The sequence below is a fragment of the Streptomyces sp. NPDC096079 genome (genome assembly GCF_040303145.1).
Taxonomy (GTDB): Bacteria; Actinomycetota; Actinomycetes; order Streptomycetales; family Streptomycetaceae; genus Streptomyces.
Map to the genome: position 1 here is coordinate 107,033 of NZ_JBEOST010000016.1, position 19,175 is coordinate 126,207.

Here is a 19,175-nt window from a genome sequence, read left to right on the forward strand (position 1 = left end):
CTGGTCGGATCCTGGGCAACTGGTTTGGCCATACCGGAAATAGAGCCATCAAGTTGACGAATCTCTACTCGTGAGACCCTGTGACGTGATGCGGATCACCGGTCATCGTGCGCCAGTTGATGCTCTTTCAGCCACGCAAAGGGGGCCTCCCCGGTGCCGGCACCGGGGAGGCCCCCTTCTTCATGCGCTCACTCTCACTAGTCCACCGGTACCCCGTTGGCGTACGTCAGGCGCGTCGGAAAGACCTCCTCGTACACCTTGTTGCCCACATTGTCGAGCACCGGCTTGCCTGCCGCGTCGCGCTTGACCATGTACCACTGGATGGAGGCCCAGTTGCGGTACTCCATCCGGAGGGCCGCACGGAGCTTGACCATCTCCCACGCCGTTCCGTAGCCGGAGGACCGGATCTGAGCCCAGTCGTTGGCCGCGATCGATTCCCCTCGCTGCAGGAGCATGGTCAGGGCTTCGTCAGCGGTTCTGGCGTCTTCGACTCCCTCCAGGGACACCGAGAGCTTCACGTTGGGATTCTCCACGGCCCTCTCCACGCCAACTGTCCAGAGGGGGCGTTCGCCCATCCCCATGCTTGCCGGCAGTTGAGTTCCGTACTTTTCGGCGTTGAACGTGAACGCACCAAGGGACTTGGCCAGTTCGTTCGAACCGGGATTGACGCCGAGGACCACCTTGTCGCCGTCCTTGACGATGTCCTTGAGGATGGCGCGGCACTTCTCGACGACGTCGTCGACACCCGACGACGCGGCGAGCGGCGTGACCTTGAAGCTCGCGAGCGACATGGTCCCGGGCGCGGCCACCTCGCACGCCTCGCCGGCCTTCCGGAAGATCCGGCTGAGGATGCCCTGGACGGCGGCCTCGGTCAGACCGATCGTGCGGAGCGCCCGGTAGGCGTCCATGAACCCGATGCCCGTCCGGAGCGCCGCGTCCAGCGCGTACACCGCGGCCTTGCCGGCCCGGAAGAGCGGGCCCGCGACGAACCAGCTGGCCGCCCAGGCGCAGTCGCCCCAACTGCCCGACTCGCCGCCCGGCGTGATCTTCTTGGCACAGCCGATGAAGTCGCCGAGCAGGACGTCGACCGGGTCGATGCCCGAGTTGAACTCGACCATCGACAGCGTGTAGCTGAGCTGCTCCGTGTTGGGGTCCGTGACTTCGCGGCCGAGGTAGACGGTGTCCGCCTGCGGGCAGCGCCCGAAGTACGTCTCGGGCGAGGCCGCGCACATGTACACGTCGACGTGCGACTTGTACGTGACGGTCGCCGTGATCGTGCAGTCCCCGATGTGGATGATCGGGTTGCAGTTCTTCTTGACGACGTTCGTCGGCTCGCCGATGTACTCGATGTGGTCGAGGACCACCCACACGTCGCCGATCCCGGTGGTCAGACCCTGCGAGATCTGTTCCTTGTCCCCGGTCGTCTCGGTGCGGTCGGCGGCGGCCTGGGCCTCCTCCGCCGCTTCCCGGGCGTGGGACGCGGCCGTCTCGGCCGCCGTCGCGTCGCTCTCCGCCTTGGTGGCGGTGGCGCGGGCGCTGGCGGCGTCCTCCTCGGCCTTGGTGGCCACGGCACGGGCGTTGGCGGCGTCCTTCTCCGCCTCGGTCGCCGCCGCGTCCGCCGCCGCGGCGTCGGACTCGGCCTGCGTCGCCGCCGACCCCGCCGCCATCGCGGCGGTTCCGGCCGTGGTGGCGTAGCCGTCGGCACGGCCGGCGGCGGCCTGGGCGTCCTGGGCCTCCGCAGCGGCCTGGGTGGCCGAGGACTGGGCCCGCTGGTAGGCCTTGGCCGCTCGGGACGCGTCCGTCGCGGCGGCCGCGGAGGCCTCGGCGGCGAGCTTCATGTCCGCCGCGGCCTGGTCGGCCAGCGCCTTCGCCTCGGCGGACATCGCCTGGGCCTGGTTCGCCGTGGCTGCCGCCGCGGCGGCCTGCTGCTGGGCGATGGTCAGGGACTGCTGGCCGGTCAGCACCGCGAACGCCGCGGAGCTGTCGACCTCCTGGAACGGACCGCCGAGCGCGATCGCCTCGTTCGCCGGCTTGGTCACCGCGGCCGCGGAGTCACGGGCCGCGAGCGAGGACTGCACCGCGGCGAGCGCCTTGCCCGCCGTGGTCGCCGCCCAGGCAGCGGTCTGCGTCGCTTCGGAACGGGCCGAGGCGGCCTCCGTCTTGGCGACCTTCGCCGCCGCGGACGCCTTCTCCGACTGCTCCTTGGCGGCCTTCGCGTCCGCCGCCGCGTCCTGAGAGGCGTCGATGGCATCGGCCGCCGCCGCGTGCGCCGCCGCTGCGGCGCCGGACGCGATCCAGAAGGACGCCCAGGCGCTGTCGGACGCGGCCCTGGCGCGGGACGCGGCGCCCTGCGCCTTGGTGGCCGCCTCGCGGGCGTCGGTGGCCGCGGCCGTGGCCGCGTCCGCCGAGGAACGCGCGCTGGTGGCCGCCGTCGTCGCCTCGTTGGCGGCGGATCGGGCGTCCGTCGCCGCGGTGCGCGAAGCGGTCGCGGCGTCCGTGCCCTCGTCCGCGGCGGCCTTGGCCTCGTACGCCGCCGCCTTCGCGTTCGCCGAGTCCCGGCGCTGCTCGGCCTCACGGGCCTTGTCGCGGGCGCTGACCGCGTCGCGTTCCGCCTGTTCGGCGACGGCCCGCTTGGAGGAGGCCGTGGATCCCGCCGTCTCGGCCGAGGCGCGGGCGTCGCTCGCGATCCGGCCCTGCGCGACGGCGTCCGCCTCGTGGCCGGCGGCCTTGTCGCGCTCACGCTCGGCGGTGGCCCGGTAGGCCGCCGCGTTCGCGCGCTCCAGCTCGGCCACGGCACGCTGAGCCTGCGCGTCGGCCGCAGCGTTCTTCGCGTCCTGCTCCTCCGCGAGGGCCTTCTCCTTGGCCTTCTTCGCGGTCTCCGCGTTCGCCGCGGCCGAAGCCGCGTAGGCGTCCGCGCTGTCGGCGGCGGCCTTCGCCTGGGCGGCGGCCTCCTGCGCGGCGATCCGCCGGAACTCGGTGTTCACGGCGTGCGCCTCGGTCTTCGCCAGGGCGAGCAGCGCCTCGGACGTCGACACGGTGGCGTTCGCCGCGTTCAGAGCCGTCTCGGTCGCCTTCGCGGCGGCCGTCGCGGCCGCACCGGACGCGCGGGCGACCTGCACCGACTGCCGGGCGTACATCAGGCCCCGGCCCCGCGGCACCTCGGAGGCGTCCGCGATGGTCCACGCCTGCTGCTGGCCGGTCACCGCGCGCTGCGCGGCGGCGTTGGCCGCGGTGGCCTGGTCCTTGGCGGTGGCGACCAGCGCCTGGACCTTGCCCCGGGCGTTCGCCAGGTCGGCATTCGCCTTGTCGAACAGCGCCTGCTCAGGCTTGAAGATGTTGTCCGGATCGGCCTCCAGACGGTCGTGCCAGTACTTCTGCCAGCGCAGGATCTGGTCCGCGCGCCACGCCTGGCCGATGGCCTCGACCATCGCATCGGTCGCGGCGCGGGTCGCGGCGGCGGCGTCGGCCTCCGCCTGCATGATGACCGCGCGCGGCGCGGCCTGACCGGCGTACTCCAGCTCCCACTCGTACGAGGCCTGGGAGACGGCCTCGCTCAGGGCGTTGCGCGGGTCCACCGGATCGGCGTGGTCACACGCGGACCACGCCTGCTTGAGGTTCTCCACCTCGACCCGGAACTCGGGCGTCCCCTCGACGGGCTTCTTGTCGAGGAAGCCACCGTGCCGCAGGTAGGACGCCACGTCGCTGCCCGTGGTGCCGTCCGCGTACTCGGCCCTGTTCACACGGAAGTCCAGCAGCATGAAGTCCGCGGCGAAGTCGCGCCAGGGGTCCTTGCCGCGGTTCTGCTCGGTGATCTGCCGGGCCTTGGCGACCGCCTCGGGGCTCGCGTTGGTGTGACCGTCCCAGCCGAGACGTGCGGACACCTTCGGCTGGGTGGAGAGCGTGAACTCGAGGACGTCGGCGCCGAACCGCGGCGCGTGCAGCGTGATCCCGTCGTCGAACGAGCTCATCGCGTACGGACGGTTGGCGTCCTCCAGGAGGGCCTCACGCGCCGCGAAGGCGTCCCGGTAGGCGTAACCGGCCTGCCGGTCCCGGCTGTAGGCCTGCCCCAGCGGGAAGAACCCGATCAGGCCGGCGTCGCCGATGGTCGCCTGCAGGTCGTCGTTCGTACCGGTCAGCGCCTCGATGGCCCTGGCCTTCATGTTCGCGCCGCCCGCGTGCAGGGCGACACCCGCGAGGCACCGGTTGAGGCGCGGGGTGGAGCGCACCTCACGGAGGACGGCCGTCAGCTCGTTGAGCCGGCGCAGGGCGTCGTCCGCGTCGCGGAAGATCGTCTGCATGCCGTCGGAGACCTTCTCGATCGCCTGCGCGAGCGCGGGGATGCGCCCCACGATCACGGAGGACGACGGGACGTCCACCAGCGCCCAGAGGCACTGGTCGACGTACGCGGCCGGCAGGCACGCCTTCACCTTGGCGGGGTCGAGCTGCTCGAAGAGGATCTGTCCGCCGTGGGCGGTCGCCCACTCGACGACGTTCACGGAGACGGCCGCGAGGCCCTTGCGGTAGTCGTCGACACAGGTCTGGCCACAGGCGTCGAGGAGGATCTTCTCCTCGCGCGCGCCGAGCGCCGGCCAGTTGTCCGCGCCGCCCTTGACGGGCGTGATGCCCTCGGCGAGCGCCTCCTTGTGCGACGCCTCGTTGCGCGTCCGCTGGTCCTTCTCCGCCTGCGCGGCGGCTTCCTCGGCGGCGGTGCTGTCGCCGGCGGCGTCGGACGCCTTGGACTCGGCGTCCTTGGCCGCCTGTTCGGACCCGGCGGCCTTGTCCGCGGCCTCGTCGGCGGCCTCGCCCGCCCGACCGGACTTCTCGTTCGCCTCGGCGGCGTGCCGCTCGGCGTCGGTGGCCTCGCGCTCGGCCTCGGTGGCCGCGTCGCTCGCGCCGTCCGCGGTGAGACGGGCGGACGCCGCGTCGGTCGCCGCCTGTTCGGCGTGACCCTCGGCGGCGTCGGAGGCGGTGGTGGCGCCCTTGTGCGCTTCGGAGGCCTCGGCGGCGGACGCCTGGGCGCGCGTCACGGCCCCGGCCGCGCGCACCGAGTCGGTGGCGGCAGCGGCGGCCGCCTCGGCGGCGATCTTCGCGTCGCCCGTGGCCCGGGCGGCGGTCTGCTGTGCGGACTCCGCGGCTGCGGCCGCTTCGGTGGCCTTGGCCGCGGCGGCGGCGGCCTGCTGCTCGGCGATCGTCCTCGACGACTGGCCGACCAGCATCGCGAACGCCGCCGAGGTGTCCTTCTCCTTGTACGGCGAACCGATGGCGAGGACCTCGTCGGCGGCGGAGACCGCGTTCGTCGCGACGTCCCGGGCGACGAGTGCCGCCTGACCGGCCGCGTGGGCGCGGCCCACCACGACGCCCGCCGACTTCACGGCTTCCGTGGCGTCGCTCTCGGCGGCGACGGCCTCCTGCCGGGCCTTCCTGGCGAGGCCCTCGGCGTTCTTCGAGGCCGTGGCGGCGTTGCCCGCGCGGATCGCCGCGTCCTGGGTCGCGTCGAGTGCCGTGGCTGCCGCGGCGCGCGCGGCGGAGGCCGCCTTGAGGGAGGCGTAGTACGCCGACCACGCCTTGCTCGCGTCGGCCTCGGCCCGCTTGGCCGCGCCCTCCGCCGTGGTGGCGGCCGTGCGGGCGCTGACGGCGGCGGCGGTGGCCTGGTCGGCGGCGGTCTGCGCGGCGGCTGCGGCCTGTGCGGCCTCGGTGGCGGCCGTACGGGCGGCGGTCGCGGCCGCGCGGGTCTCCGCGGCGGCCGCCGTGCCCTCGGCAGCGGAGGCAGCGGTCTCCAGCGCCGCCGCACGAGCCGCCGTGGCCTGCTTCGCCTGCGCGGCGGCGACGGCCCTCTCCCGGTCGGCCTGGGCGGTCTTCGCCTTCTCGTTCGCGAGCTTCCGCTTCGCCGCCGCCTGGGTGGCGGCGGTCCCGGCGGCCGTGTCGGCGCTCGTGGCCGAGGCCTGCTCGGTCGCGGCGTGCTGCTCGGCCGTCGCGGCCTTGGCGCGCTCGGCGGCGGCCTTGGTGCGGGAGGCGACGGCGGTGGCCTGCTCCGTCTGGGCCTTGGCCCGCTCGGAGGCGGCGGTGCCGGCGGCGGCCTTGGCCTTGTCGCGCTTGTCCTCGGCCGTCGTACGGGCGGCCTTGGCGGTGTTCGCGCTCTCGGCGGCGGCCGTGGCGTTGGCCTCGGCGCTGTCGGCGGCGGCCTTCGCCTGGGCGGCGGCCTCCTGCGCGGCGACGCGGCGGAACTCGGCGCCGACCGCGTGCGACTCGGTCTGCGCCTTGGCGAGCAGCGCGTCGCTGGTGGCGACGGACGCGTTGGCCGCGGCGAGCGCGGTCTCGGTCGCCTTCGCCGCGGCCGTCGCGGCGGCCGCGGAGGCGCGGGCGACCTGCACGGACTGCTGGGCGTACATCAGGCCCCGGCCGCGCGGCACGTGGTTCGTGTCGGCGACGGCCCAGGCCTCCTGCTGCGCGGTCACGGCCGTCTGCGCCGCCGTGGCCGCCGTGCCCGCGTGGGCCTTCGCCGACGTGACGAGGGCGGCGATCTCCGACCGGTAGCGCGCGAGGTCGGCATCGGCCTTGGCATAGAAGGCCTGGTCGGGCTTCTCGAAGATCGTGTTCGGGTCCCGGGCGAGCTTGTCCGTCCAGTACGCGCGCCAGGTCAGGATCTGGTCGACCGCCCATGCACGGCCGATCGCGTTGATCATGTCGTCGGTGGCCGCGCGGGTCGCGGTGCCGGCGTCGGCGTCCGCCTGCATGATCCTCGCGCGCTGGGCGGCCTGACCGGCGTACTCCACCTCCCACTCGACCATGGCGGTCATCACGGGCTCGTTGAGCACGCGGCGCGGGTCGAACGGGTTCTGGCTGTCACAGGCGGACCAGGCCTGCTTCTGGTCCTCGACCTCGACGCGGTACTCGGCGGAGTCCTTGACGGGTGCCAGGGTCGGGAAGCCGCCGCGCTTCAGGTAGGCGGCGATGTCGGTGGCGGTCGTCCCGTAGGCGTAGCCCCTGACGTTGACCTGGTCGTCCGAGAGCATCCAGCCCGACGCCATGTCGTGGGAGGCGTCCTTGCCCTCGCTCTCCTTGGCCACCTCCTTGGCCTTGGCTATCGCCTCGGGGCTGGGGACGCTGTGCTCGTCCGAGCCCAGGTTCGACATCCTGGGCTGGGTCTCGAGGGTGAAGCGCGTGACGTCGGCGCCGAACGCCGGCACGTGCCACTCCATGGCGTCGCTCTCCCACGCCGAGCGGACGTAGGGGTCATTGGCGCTCTGCAGCGCGCCGCCTCGCTCCGAGAGCATGTCGCTGTACGCCTGGGCGGCGCGGCCGTCCTCCCAGGAGGCCTGGCCGAGCGGTCCGTAGCCGATCGTGTCCGCGCTGACGACGGTCGAGCGGAGTTCCTCCTGGGTGCCGGTCAGCCCCTGGATGGCGCGTGCCTTCTGCAGGGGACCGCCGAAGTGCAGCGCCTCGGCGGCCAGACAGCGGTCGACCCGCCGCTGGTAGCCGACGCTGCTGCGGAACCAGCCGGTGTCCTCCTCCGGCACGGTGTCGGCCGCCGCCGCCGGCACGGCCTGGACCAGGCCGGTCAGTACGGCCGCTGCGGTGAGGAGGGCTGTGGCGCTGGTGGTGCGGGCCACCAGGTTTCTGAAGCGATGTCTGCGTCTGCCGACGCCTCGGACCCATGGCACTTCTGTGTCTGCCGATCTCTACGGGTGTCCGGCAGCATCGGGGATGGGGTCACAGGCCGCCGTGGAGCACCGGCAGGACGAGGCCTGCGTGCTCGGCGCCTCTCCCCCCATGAGACGCGGCTGCCGCTTACGCCGTGACCATGTCACGTCGTGCGGCCGCGCGTGAAGATCAAATAAACTCCGCGAACACCTCAGTCCAGCCCGTCGGCGGACAAAATGATCACCACTTTGACCATCTCTTTGCCGCTGTGGGGTGAAGTGGGGCGAGTGGTGTCGGGCACAGGCGGCGCCGCTGCCGTCGCCACCCCGGCCGCGCCGCGCCCCGGCGGGACAAGGCGCCGGAGGCCCGCAGGGCCGTCCGGGCCGATGGGGCGGCCTCGGGGGACGTGACCGACGTCTCTACCCCGCGGCCGCCCCCGTGGCGCAAGGTGGTCGCCATGACCTCCACCACCCACTCCCGCCTCCTCGCCCGCGCCCGGACGGGCGGCCCCCGCGAGGACGGCCCCAAGATCCTGGAGCAGGTCCTCGGCTGGACCCTGGTCGTCCTGCTCGCCGTCCTCGTCACCCGGGCGGGCCTCATGTGAGGACGAAGCCCCCGACGGCCGTGTGATCCCCCGGTACGGAACGGGCATACTCCCCCCGGTCGCCGCGCCCCGCGCGCGCCCGGCAGGCAGGGAGGAGCGTCCGGTCATGGCCGACACCACCGCGGACGGCGTGGAGCGCCGGCTGCCCACCGACGAGGCCCGGGAACTGCTCGCCCTCGTCCGTGACATCGCCCACCGGGAGATCGCCCCGCACGCCGCCGAGGAGGAGGCCGCCGGCCGCTTCCCCCGCGCGCTCTTCGCGCTGCTCTCCCGCTCCGGGCTGCTCGGACTGCCGTACGACCCCGAGTACGGCGGGGGAGGACAGCCGTACGAGGTCTACCTCCAGGTCCTGGAGGAGCTCGCCGCCGCCCGGCTCACCGTCGGGCTCGGGGTGAGCGTCCACACCCTGTCCTGCCACGCGCTCGCGGGCTTCGGCACCGAGGAGCAGCGGGCCGCGCACCTGCCCGCGATGCTGGGCGGCGGGCTCCTCGGCGCGTACTGCCTCTCCGAACCCTCGGCCGGATCGGACGCGGCGGCCCTGCGGACCCGGGCCGTGCGGGAGGCGGACGGCGGCTGGGTGATCGACGGGACCAAGGCCTGGATCACCCACGGCGGGATCGCGGACTTCTGCACGGTCATGGCCCGTACCGGCGGCCCGGGCGCGCGCGGTGTCACCGCCTTCCTGGTGCCGGGGGACGCGCCGGGGCTGAGCGCGGCCCCTCCCGAACGGAAGATGGGCATGAAGGGCTCGCCCACCGCGCAGCTCCACTTCGACGGGGTGCGGGTCGGCGGCGACCGGCTCCTCGGCGCGGAGGGCCAGGGCTTCGCGATCGCGCTCGACGCCCTGGACTCGGGGCGGCTCGGCATCGCCGCCTGCGCCGTGGGCCTGGCCCAGGCGGCCCTGGACGCGGCCGTCTCGTACGCGAGGGAGCGCCGCCAGTTCGGTCGGCCGATCGGCGACTTCCAGGGGCTGCGCTTCCTGCTCGCCGACATGGCGACCGCGGTCGAGGCCGGCCGGGCGCTGTACCTGGAGGCGGCGCGGCTGCGGGACGAGGGGCGGGCCTTCGGCCGGTGCGCGGCGATGGCCAAGCTCTTCTGCACGGACGCCGTCATGCGGGTCACGACGGACGCGGTGCAGGTGCTGGGCGGTTACGGCTACACGGCGGACTTCCCCGTGGAGCGGTATCTGCGCGAGGCGAAGATGCTCCAGATCGTCGAGGGGACCAATCAGATCCAGCGCGTGGTCATCGCCCGTCACCTGGTCGGACCAGAGTCCCGCTGACGCGCACGGTGCGGTCCGCCCAGACGGGTCCGGCGGCGAGCCGGGCCCACTCCTGGTCGCGGTGGCCGGGCAGGGTGCGGCCCTGGCTGGCCCAGAGGGAGAGCACGTCCCGGTAGATGGGCGGGTCGGTGGCGACGGGCGGCCTCAGGTGCGGCTGCGGCTGCGCCTGTCCGGGCACGGGGACCGGCACCGGGACGGGAACGGGGGCAGGCGCGGGTGCGGTCGCCGGTGCCGCGGCCGTCGACTGGCGAACCGATTCTTCACCGCGCGGTTCGGCCTGCCGGTGCCGACCGTAACCGCTGGGGGTGGTGTACAGCGTGGTCATACCGGGACCAACGCGCCCCGGCGGCCGGGGTCACCGCCGAGCGGATTCGAGCGGCAGTTCGTCCGGTACCCGCTGCACGACTCTGGCCCCTCGGGCGAGACCTGACGTACCGTCAGATCCCACTTGCCGATCAGGAGGTCAGCCGTGGACGACGACCGGCCCGTCGCGCTCGACGAATACCCCGTGCACCAGGCACCGCTCTCGATGAAGCACCACGTCAGCGGCGACCGAAACGCCTACGACCGGTGCATCTTCCACGTCTTCGACCACACCGGACGGGCCCTGCTCATCGCCGGTCTCGGGGTCTACCCCAACGCCGGGGTCGTCGACGCCTACGCCACCCTGCGCACCGGAGACCGGCTGCACGCCGTCCGCGCCTCCGACGCCCTCGGCGACGACCGCACGCACCTCTCCGTGGGCCCGCTGACGATCACCGTCGACGAACCCCTCAAGCGCCTCTCCCTGCACTGCGCGGCCGACCCCGAGGACCCCCAGGGGCTGTCCTTCGACCTCACCTGGACCGGCGACTTCCCCACCGTGTGGGAGCCCCACCACACCCAGCGCCACGGCGGCCGGCTCACCCTCGAAGGCCGCCGGTTCGTCCAGGCCGGGCACTGCGAGGGCACCATCAGGGCCGGTGGCGAGGAGTTCGCCGTCACGGCGGGGGAGTGGACCGGCACCCGCGACCGCAGCTGGGGCGTCCGCCCCATCCCCGGCGAGGAGCCCGGCCGCGCCGCCGAGTTCCGCCCCGAGGGCTTCCACTGGCTCTGGATACCGATGCGCTTCGAGGACCGCTTCCTCATGGTCATCGCCCAGGAGGACGCCGACGGGTACCGCACCCTCAACGAGGCCCTGCTCGTCCGCAACGGCCACCGCGACGCCCAACTCGGCTGGCCCCGCACCGAGATCACGTACCGCCCCGGCACCCGCCACCCCGAGCGGGCCACCGTCCACCTCGCCGACCCCGCCGGGAAGCCCCTGGAGATCGGCGTCGAGATCCTCGCCTCCTCACCGCTCGCCGTCGGCGCGGGATACCCGCCCGCCACCGACTGGCAGCACGGCACCTGGCAGGGCCGCGGCTGGACCGACCGCCGCGTCTACGACCTCTCCGACCCCGCCGCCCACCCGATGGCGGCCTACGGGGTCACCGACCACGCCGCCCGCTTCACCCTCGACGGCCGCACCGGCTACGGCATCTTCGAGCACGGCTCCTTCGGCCGCCACGATCCCAGCGGCTTCGCCGACTACACGTCCACAGCCCCCTGAGGAGCGTTCCTTGGCCACCGCCCCGCGCCCCCGCACCACCACCCGTGACCCCGAGGAGCTCGGCCGGCGGCTCACCGCCTGGCTGGAGCGGCACCTGCCCGGAGCCCGGATCACCGGTCTCGCCACTCCCGGTTCCAACGGCATGTCCAGCGAGACCCTGCTCTTCGACATCGACCACCCGGACGCCCCCGTACGAGGCTGCGCCCTGCGGCTCGCCGCCGACCCCGCCGCGTACACCGTCTTCCCCGTCTACGACATGGCGCGCCAGCACCGGGTGATGCGGCTCGTCGGCGAGCACACCGACGTCCCCGTGCCGCGCGTGCTCTGGCTGGAGGAGGACCCCGAACCGCTCGGCGCCCCCTTCTTCGTGATGGCCCGCGCCGAGGGCCGCGTCCCGCCGGACGTCATGCCCTACACGTACGAGGGGAACTGGCTGCACGCCGCCACCGACGGCGAACGCGCCCACCTGGAGGCCGAGTCCGTCTCCGTACTGGCCAGGCTGCACGACCAGTTCCCCGCGAAGGAGGCCGAGTTCCTGCTGCCCGAGGGCGCCGGGAGCCCGCTGCGCCGGCACGTCGACGCCCAGCGCGCCTACTACGCCTGGGTGGTGGAGGGGCTCGCGCCCTCGCCGCTCATCGAGTCGGCGTTCGACTGGCTGGAGGGCCACTGGCCGGCCGACGAGGGGACTGCGGTCCTCGGCTGGGGCGACGCCCGCATCGGGAACATCGTCTACGACGGGTTCACCCCCGCCGCGGTCCTCGACTGGGAGATGGCGGCGTACGTCCCCCGCGAGGTCGACCTCGGCTGGGCGGTCTATCTGCACCGCTTCTTCCAGGACCTGACCGTCGGCTTCGGCCAGCCCGGACTCCCCGGGTTCCTGCGGCGCGACGCGGTCGAACGGCGGTACGCGGAACTGACCGGGCACACCCCGCGCGACATGGAGTTCCACACGCTCTACGCGGCGCTGCGGCACGCGATCGTGATGCTCAGGATCGCGTACCGCCAGGCCCACTTCGGCGAGGTCGAGGTGCCCGGTGACCCGGACGGCCTGATCCTGCACCACGCCACGCTCGCGGCCATGGTGCGGGGGGACTACTGGGAGCCGTAGGGGCTCAGGCCGCGCGCCGCATCTGGGGCACCCGGATCGGACGCGAGCCCGGACCGCCGACGTGCGAGAAGGGCTGCGTGCGCCAGTCGAGTCCCTGGGGGAGCGTCAGGAGCAGCGCGGTGTCCTGCTCCTGGACGCCCAGGACGTCGTCGGCGGGGCGGGCCTCGGAAGCCGCGAGGCCCGTGCCCGGGCAGACCGTCAGGACGAAGGGGTTCCACGGCGTCGGGCAGAGCGCGTGCTCCGGCAGTGCGTCCTCGTCCGCGAGCAGCGCGATGGGCTGCACGCACTCCGGGCAGACGACCCGGAACATCTCAAAGGTGTCGTACGCGTCGAGCTCGTCGGACGTGTCGACCGAATCAACAGGCTCCTGCATTGGGAATCTCCCCCTTGGCTGGGTCGGCCGGATCTGTGCGGCCTCGACCACAGCAAGCACTTCCCATGCGGCACTCCGCATAACCGTGAGGCGATGCCCCGGGCCGGGCGCAAACCTGTGGCGTTCGTCACATGCCCGTCGCAGGTGCCCCGTGACCGCCCATAGCGGCCCATAGGGGCGGGCCCCGGCTGTGCCCCCGCCGCTCCGGGGCCATAGGGTCACCGCATGGAGGAGCTGGATCGTCAGATCGTGGAGTTGCTCGTCAGGGACGGGCGCATGAGCTACACCGACCTGGGCAAGGCCACCGGCCTGTCCACGTCGGCGGTGCATCAGCGCGTCCGCCGCCTGGAGCAGCGCGGTGTCATCCGCGGCTACGCCGCCGTCGTCGACCCGGAGGCCGTCGGCCTGCCGCTCACCGCGTTCATCTCGGTCAAACCCTTCGACCCCAGCGCCCCGGACGACACCCCCGACCGGCTCGCCGACATCCCCGAGATCGAGGCCTGCCACAGCGTCGCGGGTGACGAGAACTACATCCTCAAGGTCCGCGTCGCCACGCCGCTGGAGCTGGAGCACCTGCTCAGCCGGATCCGCTCCCAGGCCGGGGTGTCCAGTCGCACCACCGTCGTCCTGTCCACGCCGTACGAGGCCAGGCCGCCGCGCATCTGACGCGCCCCGCCCCTGGGTAGGGGGACCTGCCGGACAAACCGGGTCCCGGCAGGTCCTAGCCTGGTGCCATGAGCGAGTCCATGCCCCCCGCGTCTCCCGGCGACCACCGCACCGTGCTGCTGCGCGGGGGAGAAGTCCACAGCCCCGCCGACCCCTTCGCCACCGCCATGGTGGTGGAGCGCGGGCACGTCGCCTGGGTGGGCTCCGAGGGAGCGGCCGACGCCTTCACGTCCGGCGTGGACGAGGTGGTCGACCTGGAGGGCGCGCTCGTCACCCCGGCGTTCGTCGACGCCCATGTGCACACCACCGCCACCGGATTCGCCCTGACCGGCCTCGACCTGTCCGGTGCCGCCTCGCTCGCCGAGGCCGCGGAGCTGATCAGGGCCCACGCCGCCGCCCGCCCCGAGGACCGCATCCTCATCGGCCACGGCTGGGACGCCTCGCGCTGGCCCGAGCGCCGCCCGCTCACCCGCGAGGAGCTCGACGGACTCACCGGCGGCCGTCCGCTCTACCTGACCCGGATCGACGTCCACTCGGCCGTCGTCACCACCGCCCTCCTCGACCTCGTGCCCGGCATCCGTGACCTGGACGGCTTCCACGACGGCCGGCAGCCGCTCACCGGCGACGCCCACCACGCCGTGCGCGCGGCCGCCTTCGGTGCCGTGTCGCCGCACCAGCGCACCGAGGCCCAGCGCGCCGCCCGCGCCCACGCGGCCTCCCTCGGCATCGGCACCCTGCACGAGTGCGGCGGGCCGCGGATCTCCTCCGAGGAGGACTTCACCGGCCTGCTGGACCTCGCGCGCGAGGAGGCCGGGCCCCGGGTCGTCGGGTACTGGGCCGACCTCGACGTCGAGCGGGCGCGCGCCCTGGGCGCCCTCGGTGCCGCGGGCGACCTGTTCGCCGACGGTTCGCTCGGCTCCCACACGGCCTGCCTCCACGAGCCCTACGCCGACCACGCGGGGCACAGCGGCTCGGCCCACCTGGACGCGGCCACCATCGCGCTGCACGTCGTCGCCTGCACCGAGGCGGGCCTCCAGGCCGGTTTCCACGCCATCGGCGACGCCGCCGTGTCGGCTGTCGTCGAGGGCGTCCGGGCGGCCGCCGAGAAGCTCGGCCTGGCCAGGATCCGGGCCGCCCGGCACCGCGTCGAACACGTCGAGATGCTCACGCCCGAGACGATCGCCGCCTTCGCCGAGCTGGGCCTCACCGCCTCCGTCCAGCCGGCCTTCGACGCCCTCTGGGGCGGCGAGGAGGGCATGTACGCCGACCGGCTCGGCGCCGAGCGGGCCCGCACCCTCAACCCGTACGCCGCGCTCCTGCGCTCCGGTGTGCCGCTGGCCTTCGGCTCCGACAGCCCGGTCACCCCGCTCGACCCCTGGGGCACCGTCCGGGCCGCGGCCTTCCACCGGACCCCCGAGCACCGGATCTCCGCCCGCGCCGCCTTCACCGCCCACACCCGGGGCGGCTGGCGGGCCGTCGGCCGGGACGACGCCGGGACGCTGGTCCCCGGCGCCCCCGCCGACTACGCGGTCTGGCGCACCGAGGAGCTCGTCGTCCAGGCGCCCGACGACCGGGTCGCCCGCTGGTCCACCGATCCCCGGTCCGGAACGCCCGGTCTGCCCGATCTGTCGCCCGGTGTCGATCTTCCGGTCTGCCTGCGCACGGTGGTGTACGGACAGACGGTGTTCGTACGGCCGAACGAGTGATGTGGGGACATTTCGCACCCGGCGCCCCTCTCCCGCACGCTTGTCCCCGACCTGCGGATCTTCCCCTCCGGCCTGGGCTTTTCGGGAGTATCCGCAGGTCAAGCGGGTGTTGACAGTCGCCCGTCAGAGGCGGGTAGGTTCACGGCGTCCACCACAGGACGTCCGACCGGACCGCATCCTCACGACCTAGCCGAACGCCGCCCGTGCCTCGGCCGCGAGGGAAGGTTTCTCCGGCGGAAGGTGCGACCCGGGTGGGGCCCGGACGTTCAGTAGACAACGGCTCTCGGTCGACCCGCAGCCAGCGGATCCCAGGTCGGACCGAAGGACGCCGGGCCCCGCACCGCACGCCACCCGCGCAGCGCGCCCCGCGAGAGCCGCCCCGTCACGCCGTACCATCGACCCGCCGCGCCGGAGCACTCCGGGGACCTCGCTATGGTGGGGGCCTGCGTATGTATCCGAAGGGGCAGTAGTGAACGACGGTGGCCAGAGGCGTTACGGCCCGCTCGGCAAGGCCTTGGTGATCATTCCGACCTACAACGAGGCGGAGAACATCAAGCCGATCGTCGCGCGGGTGCGGGAAGCCGTACCCGAGGCGCACATTCTCGTCGCCGACGACAACAGCCCTGACGGCACGGGCAAGTTCGCGGACGAGATCGCGTCCGAGGACGACCATGTGCACGTGCTGCACCGCAAGGGCAAGGAGGGGCTGGGCGCCGCCTACCTCGCCGGCTTCCGGTGGGGCATCGAGCAGGGTTACGGCGTCCTCGTCGAGATGGACGCCGACGGCTCCCACCAGCCCGAGGAGCTGCCGCGGCTGCTGACCGCCCTCAAGGGCGCGGACCTGGTCCTCGGCTCCCGCTGGGTACCGGGCGGCCGGATCGTGAACTGGCCGAAGTCCCGCGAGTTCATCTCCCGGGGCGGCAGCCTCTACTCGCGCGTGATGCTCGACGTGCCCATCCGCGACGTCACCGGCGGCTACCGGGCCTTCCGCAAGGAGACCCTGGAGGGCCTCGGCCTGGAGGACGTGGCCTCGGCCGGATACTGCTTCCAGGTCGACCTGGCCCGGCGCGCGGTCGCCGCGGGCTTCCACGTCGTCGAGGTCCCGATCACCTTCGTGGAGCGCGAGGTCGGCGACTCGAAGATGAGCCGCAACATCGTCGTCGAGGCGCTGTGGCGGGTCACCGGCTGGGGGCTGACGGCGCGGGCGGAGAAGGTCGGCAAGCTGCTCGGCCGCAAGCCCTCCTGACCTCCCTCGGGGCGGCCCCCCACTGATCTCTCCTTTACGACGTTCCGGCGGGCCGCCAGGCACACTGGGGACCATGACGACCGGCGCACAGCCTTCCCTCGCCCCCAAGCGCTCCCGCGCGCGCACCTTCCTTCCGCTCGGCGTCGCCGCCTGGCTGGTCCTGGAGATCTGGCTGCTCACGGTGGTGGCGGACGCGGCGGGCGCACTGACCGTCCTCGCCCTGCTCGTCGGCGGCGCCGTCCTCGGCGCCACCGTCGTCAAGCGGGCGGGGCGCCGCGCCTTCCGGAACCTCACCTCGACCTTCCAGCAGGCCCAGGCGGCCGCTCAGGCCGGCGTGACGCCCTCGCCCGCCGACCGGGCCGGCGCGGACGACCGCAACGGCTTCCTGATGCTCGGCGGCCTGCTCCTGATGATCCCCGGCCTGCTCTCCGACGCGGCCGGCCTGCTCCTGCTCGTGCCGCAGGTCCGCTCCTTCCTCGGGCGGTACACGGAGAGGGCCGTGGAGCGCCGGATGAGCGCCGCCCCTCCCGGCAGCCTCCAGGACGCCTTCAAGCAGGCCCGTATCCACCGGCCGGACGGAAAGGTGGTCCAGGGCGAGGTCATCCGCGAGGAGGCGCCCCAGGGCCCGCGCCGGGCCGACGAGTCGCGCCCGCCCCTGCTTCCCTGACCTTCACCGTCCGTGCCCCGCTCCCGATTGACTCCGGGAGCGGGGCACGGTGGCGTGCGGGGGTTCCGGGGCGCCTCGGCCTCGCCCCCCGGGCCGGCCGCGGGCAGGGACGGACGCGAGGACGCCGCGGGGCCCGGTACGTGATGCGGACGCGAGGACGCCGCGGGGCCCCGTACGTGATGCGGACGCGAGAACGCCGCGGGGCCCGGTACACGATGGGTGTACCGGGCCCCGCGGCGTTGTGCTCTCGCGGTGTCCGCTAGGCGGACTTGCGGCTGTCGCGCGGATGCACGGCGATGTTCATGGCGCCGGAACGCAGGACGGCCAGCCTCTCGGCGAGGACCTCCTCCAGCTCCTCGCGGGTGCGCCGCTCCATGAGCATGTCCCAGTGCGTACGCGCAGGCTTGCCCTTCTTCTCCTCAGGTCCGTCCCCGTCCACCAGGAGTGCCTGGATTCCGCAGACCTTGCACTCCCACTCCGGCGGAATCTCCGCCTCGACCGAGAAGGGCATCTCAAACCGATGCCCCTTCTCGCATGCGTACTCCACCGCCTGGCGCGGGGCCAGATCGATGCCGCGGTCGGTCTCGTAGCTCGTCACCACGAGGCGCGTGCCGCGAAGAGCTCGCTCACTCATGAATCGTGCCTCCCGGGCTTGTCGCCCACAGGACAGGTGTCGCTGTCGTCGTTATCCGGTCAACGTCCGGTCGGCGGTAAAGATTCCCGTGCCGGGTCATGCGTCGCCCGTCGTGCCGCCCCTTGTTGTACCCACCAGTGCCCGTTTTGTCACATCTGACGGCAGATGTGACCCGGTGTCTTCACCAAAGCAGCACGCAGTAACGGTCCGCCTGGCAGGCCAAACGCGTACACTACCGCCCTTTCACCGCCACGTCTAAATACGGTCGGGTATCGGGTTCCCCGCGGCCGCCACGGCGCGCCGGACCGGGACCCGGGCGAGCAGCGCGAAACCGACGGCGAAGAAGATCACCAGGGAGATGATGGCATCCCGGTAGCTTCCGGTCAGCTGATACGCGAGACCGAACACGAGCGGACCCAGCCAGCTGAGCCCCCGGTCGCTCATCTCGTACGCCGAGAAGTACTCCGCCTCCTTGCCGCTGGGCACCAGGTGCGAGAACAGCGAGCGGGACAGGGCCTGGCTGCCGCCCAGCACCAGGCCGATCGCGGCCGCCAGGCAGTAGAAGAACACCGGCGAGCGCGCGGGCAGGAAGTAGCCCGCCGCCAGGATCAGGGTCCAGATCGCCAGCGAGCCCAGAATCGTCCGCTTGGCGCCGTACACCCGGGCGAGTCGCCCCATCCCGAGGGCCCCCGCGACCGCGAGCACCTGGACCAGCAGCACCGCCGTGATGAGCGTCGTCTGATCGAGGTCCAGCTCCTCCGAGCCGTACACCGAGGCCTGTGAGATCACCGTCTGCACGCCGTCGTTGTAGATCAGGTACGCGAGGAGGAAGGAGAGCGTCAGCGGGTGCCGGCGCATGTCCTTGAGTGTCGCCCGCAGCTGGCGCCATCCGCTGCCGACCGCCCCCTCGGACCGCTCGGCGGCGCCCTGCGGACGGACCCGTCGGTCGCGCAGCCGCCGCAGCGGCACGAGCGTGAAGGCGCCCCACCACACACCGGCCGACGCCAGACAGATCCGGACGGCCTCGCCCTCCGTGAGCCCGAAGGAGTCGTGGCCCGAGTACAGGACCAGGTTCAGGACGAGGACCAGCGCGCCGGACGTGTAGCCGAAGGCCCAGCCGCGCGAGGAGACCGCGTCCCGCTCGTCGGGCTCCGCGATCTGCGGCAGATAGGCGTTGTAGAGCACCATCGAGACCGACAGCGACGCGTTCGCGACGATCAGCAGGAAGGCGCCGAGGAGATAGCGGTCGCCCGCGAGGAAGAACATCCCCGTCGTGGCCGCCGCCCCCACGTACGCCGCCGCCGCGAGCAGCGGCTTCTTCCGGCCCGTGCGGTCGGCCGCCGCGCCCACCAGGGGCATCGCCAGGACCGCGACCACGATCGAGGCGGAGACGGCGTACGCGAAGAGCGAGCCGGCCCGCACCGGGATCCCCAGCGGGTGCACGAACCCCTCGGCGTCGGCCGCGGCCCGCGCCACCGACGTCAGGTAGGGGCCGAGGAACACGGTGAGCACGCTCGTCGAGTACACCGAGCACGCGAAGTCGTAGAAGTACCAGCCGCGCTGCTCGCGCCGCCGCTCGGCGGGGCCGGCGGCGTACTCCTCCGGCTCGATGGTGTCAGCGGTCACGGCCGCGCCCCCTTGTTCGTCCCCGTGGTCG

The 19,175-nt window shown here is 73.3% G+C and carries 13 protein-coding genes; 8 read left to right on the forward strand and 5 right to left on the reverse strand.

Annotation, left to right across the window (positions count from 1 at the left end; all coding sequences use genetic code 11):
• Nucleotides 1–197: 197 nt before the first annotated feature.
• Entirely contained in the window at nucleotides 198–7,610 is a 7,413-nt protein-coding gene (locus tag ABTY59_RS27630) for a polymorphic toxin type 27 domain-containing protein (RefSeq protein WP_352021746.1), read from the reverse strand.
• Nucleotides 7,611–8,098: 488 nt separating this feature from the next.
• Here ABTY59_RS27630 and ABTY59_RS27635 point away from each other — a divergent pair, with 488 nt between their 5' ends.
• Complete coding sequence (locus ABTY59_RS27635) at nucleotides 8,099–8,245, forward strand: SCO1431 family membrane protein (protein ID WP_352021747.1); 147 nt, start codon at nucleotides 8,099–8,101, stop codon at nucleotides 8,243–8,245.
• A gap of 106 nt (nucleotides 8,246–8,351) precedes the next feature.
• A complete protein-coding gene (locus ABTY59_RS27640; protein ID WP_352021748.1) occupies nucleotides 8,352–9,527 on the forward strand; it encodes an acyl-CoA dehydrogenase family protein in 1,176 nt (391 codons plus the stop codon).
• Here ABTY59_RS27640 and ABTY59_RS27645 read toward each other — a convergent pair.
• Nucleotides 9,490–9,852 carry a hypothetical protein gene (locus tag ABTY59_RS27645; protein ID WP_352021749.1) on the reverse strand — a complete coding sequence of 121 codons (363 nt, stop codon included), beginning with the start codon at nucleotides 9,850–9,852 and terminating at the stop codon, nucleotides 9,490–9,492. The genes ABTY59_RS27640 and ABTY59_RS27645 overlap by 38 nt on opposite strands.
• Before the next feature lie 144 nt (nucleotides 9,853–9,996).
• On the opposite strand from ABTY59_RS27645, the gene ABTY59_RS27650 reads away from it, so the two are divergent.
• The gene (locus tag ABTY59_RS27650; RefSeq protein WP_469541111.1) at nucleotides 9,997–11,118 is read left to right on the forward strand and encodes an Rv3169 family protein; all 1,122 of its coding nucleotides are present in this window, start codon (nucleotides 9,997–9,999) and stop codon (nucleotides 11,116–11,118) included.
• A gap of 10 nt (nucleotides 11,119–11,128) precedes the next feature.
• Nucleotides 11,129–12,226, forward strand: coding sequence for a phosphotransferase family protein (locus tag ABTY59_RS27655; RefSeq protein ID WP_352021750.1), 1,098 nt, complete (start codon nucleotides 11,129–11,131; stop codon nucleotides 12,224–12,226).
• A gap of 4 nt (nucleotides 12,227–12,230) precedes the next feature.
• Here the strand turns inward: ABTY59_RS27655 and ABTY59_RS27660 are convergent, their stop codons facing one another.
• Nucleotides 12,231–12,599 (reverse strand): hypothetical protein, encoded by a 369-nt coding sequence (locus ABTY59_RS27660; RefSeq protein ID WP_352021751.1) that lies wholly within the window; start codon nucleotides 12,597–12,599, stop codon nucleotides 12,231–12,233.
• Between the two features lie 225 nt (nucleotides 12,600–12,824).
• Here ABTY59_RS27660 and ABTY59_RS27665 point away from each other — a divergent pair, with 225 nt between their 5' ends.
• From ABTY59_RS27665 to fxsA, 4 genes are all read left to right on the forward strand, one after another.
• The gene (locus ABTY59_RS27665) at nucleotides 12,825–13,265 is read left to right on the forward strand and encodes an Lrp/AsnC family transcriptional regulator (protein WP_215071913.1); all 441 of its coding nucleotides are present in this window, start codon (nucleotides 12,825–12,827) and stop codon (nucleotides 13,263–13,265) included.
• 68 nt (nucleotides 13,266–13,333) lie between these two features.
• Nucleotides 13,334–14,971 (forward strand): amidohydrolase, encoded by a 1,638-nt coding sequence (locus ABTY59_RS27670; RefSeq protein ID WP_352021752.1) that lies wholly within the window; start codon nucleotides 13,334–13,336, stop codon nucleotides 14,969–14,971.
• A 469-nt stretch (nucleotides 14,972–15,440) separates the two neighbouring features.
• A complete protein-coding gene (locus tag ABTY59_RS27675) occupies nucleotides 15,441–16,217 on the forward strand; it encodes a polyprenol monophosphomannose synthase (protein ID WP_093877140.1) in 777 nt (258 codons plus the stop codon).
• 73 nt (nucleotides 16,218–16,290) lie between these two features.
• Entirely contained in the window at nucleotides 16,291–16,884 is a 594-nt protein-coding gene (gene fxsA / locus ABTY59_RS27680) for an FxsA family membrane protein (RefSeq protein WP_352021753.1), read from the forward strand.
• A 259-nt stretch (nucleotides 16,885–17,143) separates the two neighbouring features.
• Here fxsA and ABTY59_RS27685 read toward each other — a convergent pair whose 3' ends face one another.
• On the reverse strand, nucleotides 17,144–17,518 hold the full coding sequence (locus ABTY59_RS27685) for an RNA polymerase-binding protein RbpA (RefSeq protein ID WP_015032218.1): 375 nt from the start codon (nucleotides 17,516–17,518) through the stop codon (nucleotides 17,144–17,146).
• Nucleotides 17,519–17,773: 255 nt separating this feature from the next.
• Nucleotides 17,774–19,144 carry an MFS transporter gene (locus tag ABTY59_RS27690; protein ID WP_352021754.1) on the reverse strand — a complete coding sequence of 457 codons (1,371 nt, stop codon included), beginning with the start codon at nucleotides 19,142–19,144 and terminating at the stop codon, nucleotides 17,774–17,776.
• Nucleotides 19,145–19,175 lie beyond the last annotated feature (31 nt).

Bases quoted from the DNA above. Each gene is read 5' to 3' on its own strand.
- fxsA (WP_352021753.1), top strand. From the start codon at position 16,291: ATGACGACCGGCGCACAGCCTTCCCTCGCCCCCAAGCGCTCCCGCGCG.
- ABTY59_RS27640 (WP_352021748.1), top strand. From the start codon at position 8,352: ATGGCCGACACCACCGCGGACGGCGTGGAGCGCCGGCTGCCCACCGAC.
- ABTY59_RS27645 (WP_352021749.1), bottom strand. From the start codon at position 9,852: ATGACCACGCTGTACACCACCCCCAGCGGTTACGGTCGGCACCGGCAG.
- ABTY59_RS27685 (WP_015032218.1), bottom strand. From the start codon at position 17,518: ATGAGTGAGCGAGCTCTTCGCGGCACGCGCCTCGTGGTGACGAGCTAC.
- ABTY59_RS27660 (WP_352021751.1), bottom strand. From the start codon at position 12,599: ATGCAGGAGCCTGTTGATTCGGTCGACACGTCCGACGAGCTCGACGCG.
- ABTY59_RS27635 (WP_352021747.1), top strand. From the start codon at position 8,099: ATGACCTCCACCACCCACTCCCGCCTCCTCGCCCGCGCCCGGACGGGC.
- ABTY59_RS27670 (WP_352021752.1), top strand. From the start codon at position 13,334: ATGAGCGAGTCCATGCCCCCCGCGTCTCCCGGCGACCACCGCACCGTG.
- ABTY59_RS27665 (WP_215071913.1), top strand. From the start codon at position 12,825: ATGGAGGAGCTGGATCGTCAGATCGTGGAGTTGCTCGTCAGGGACGGG.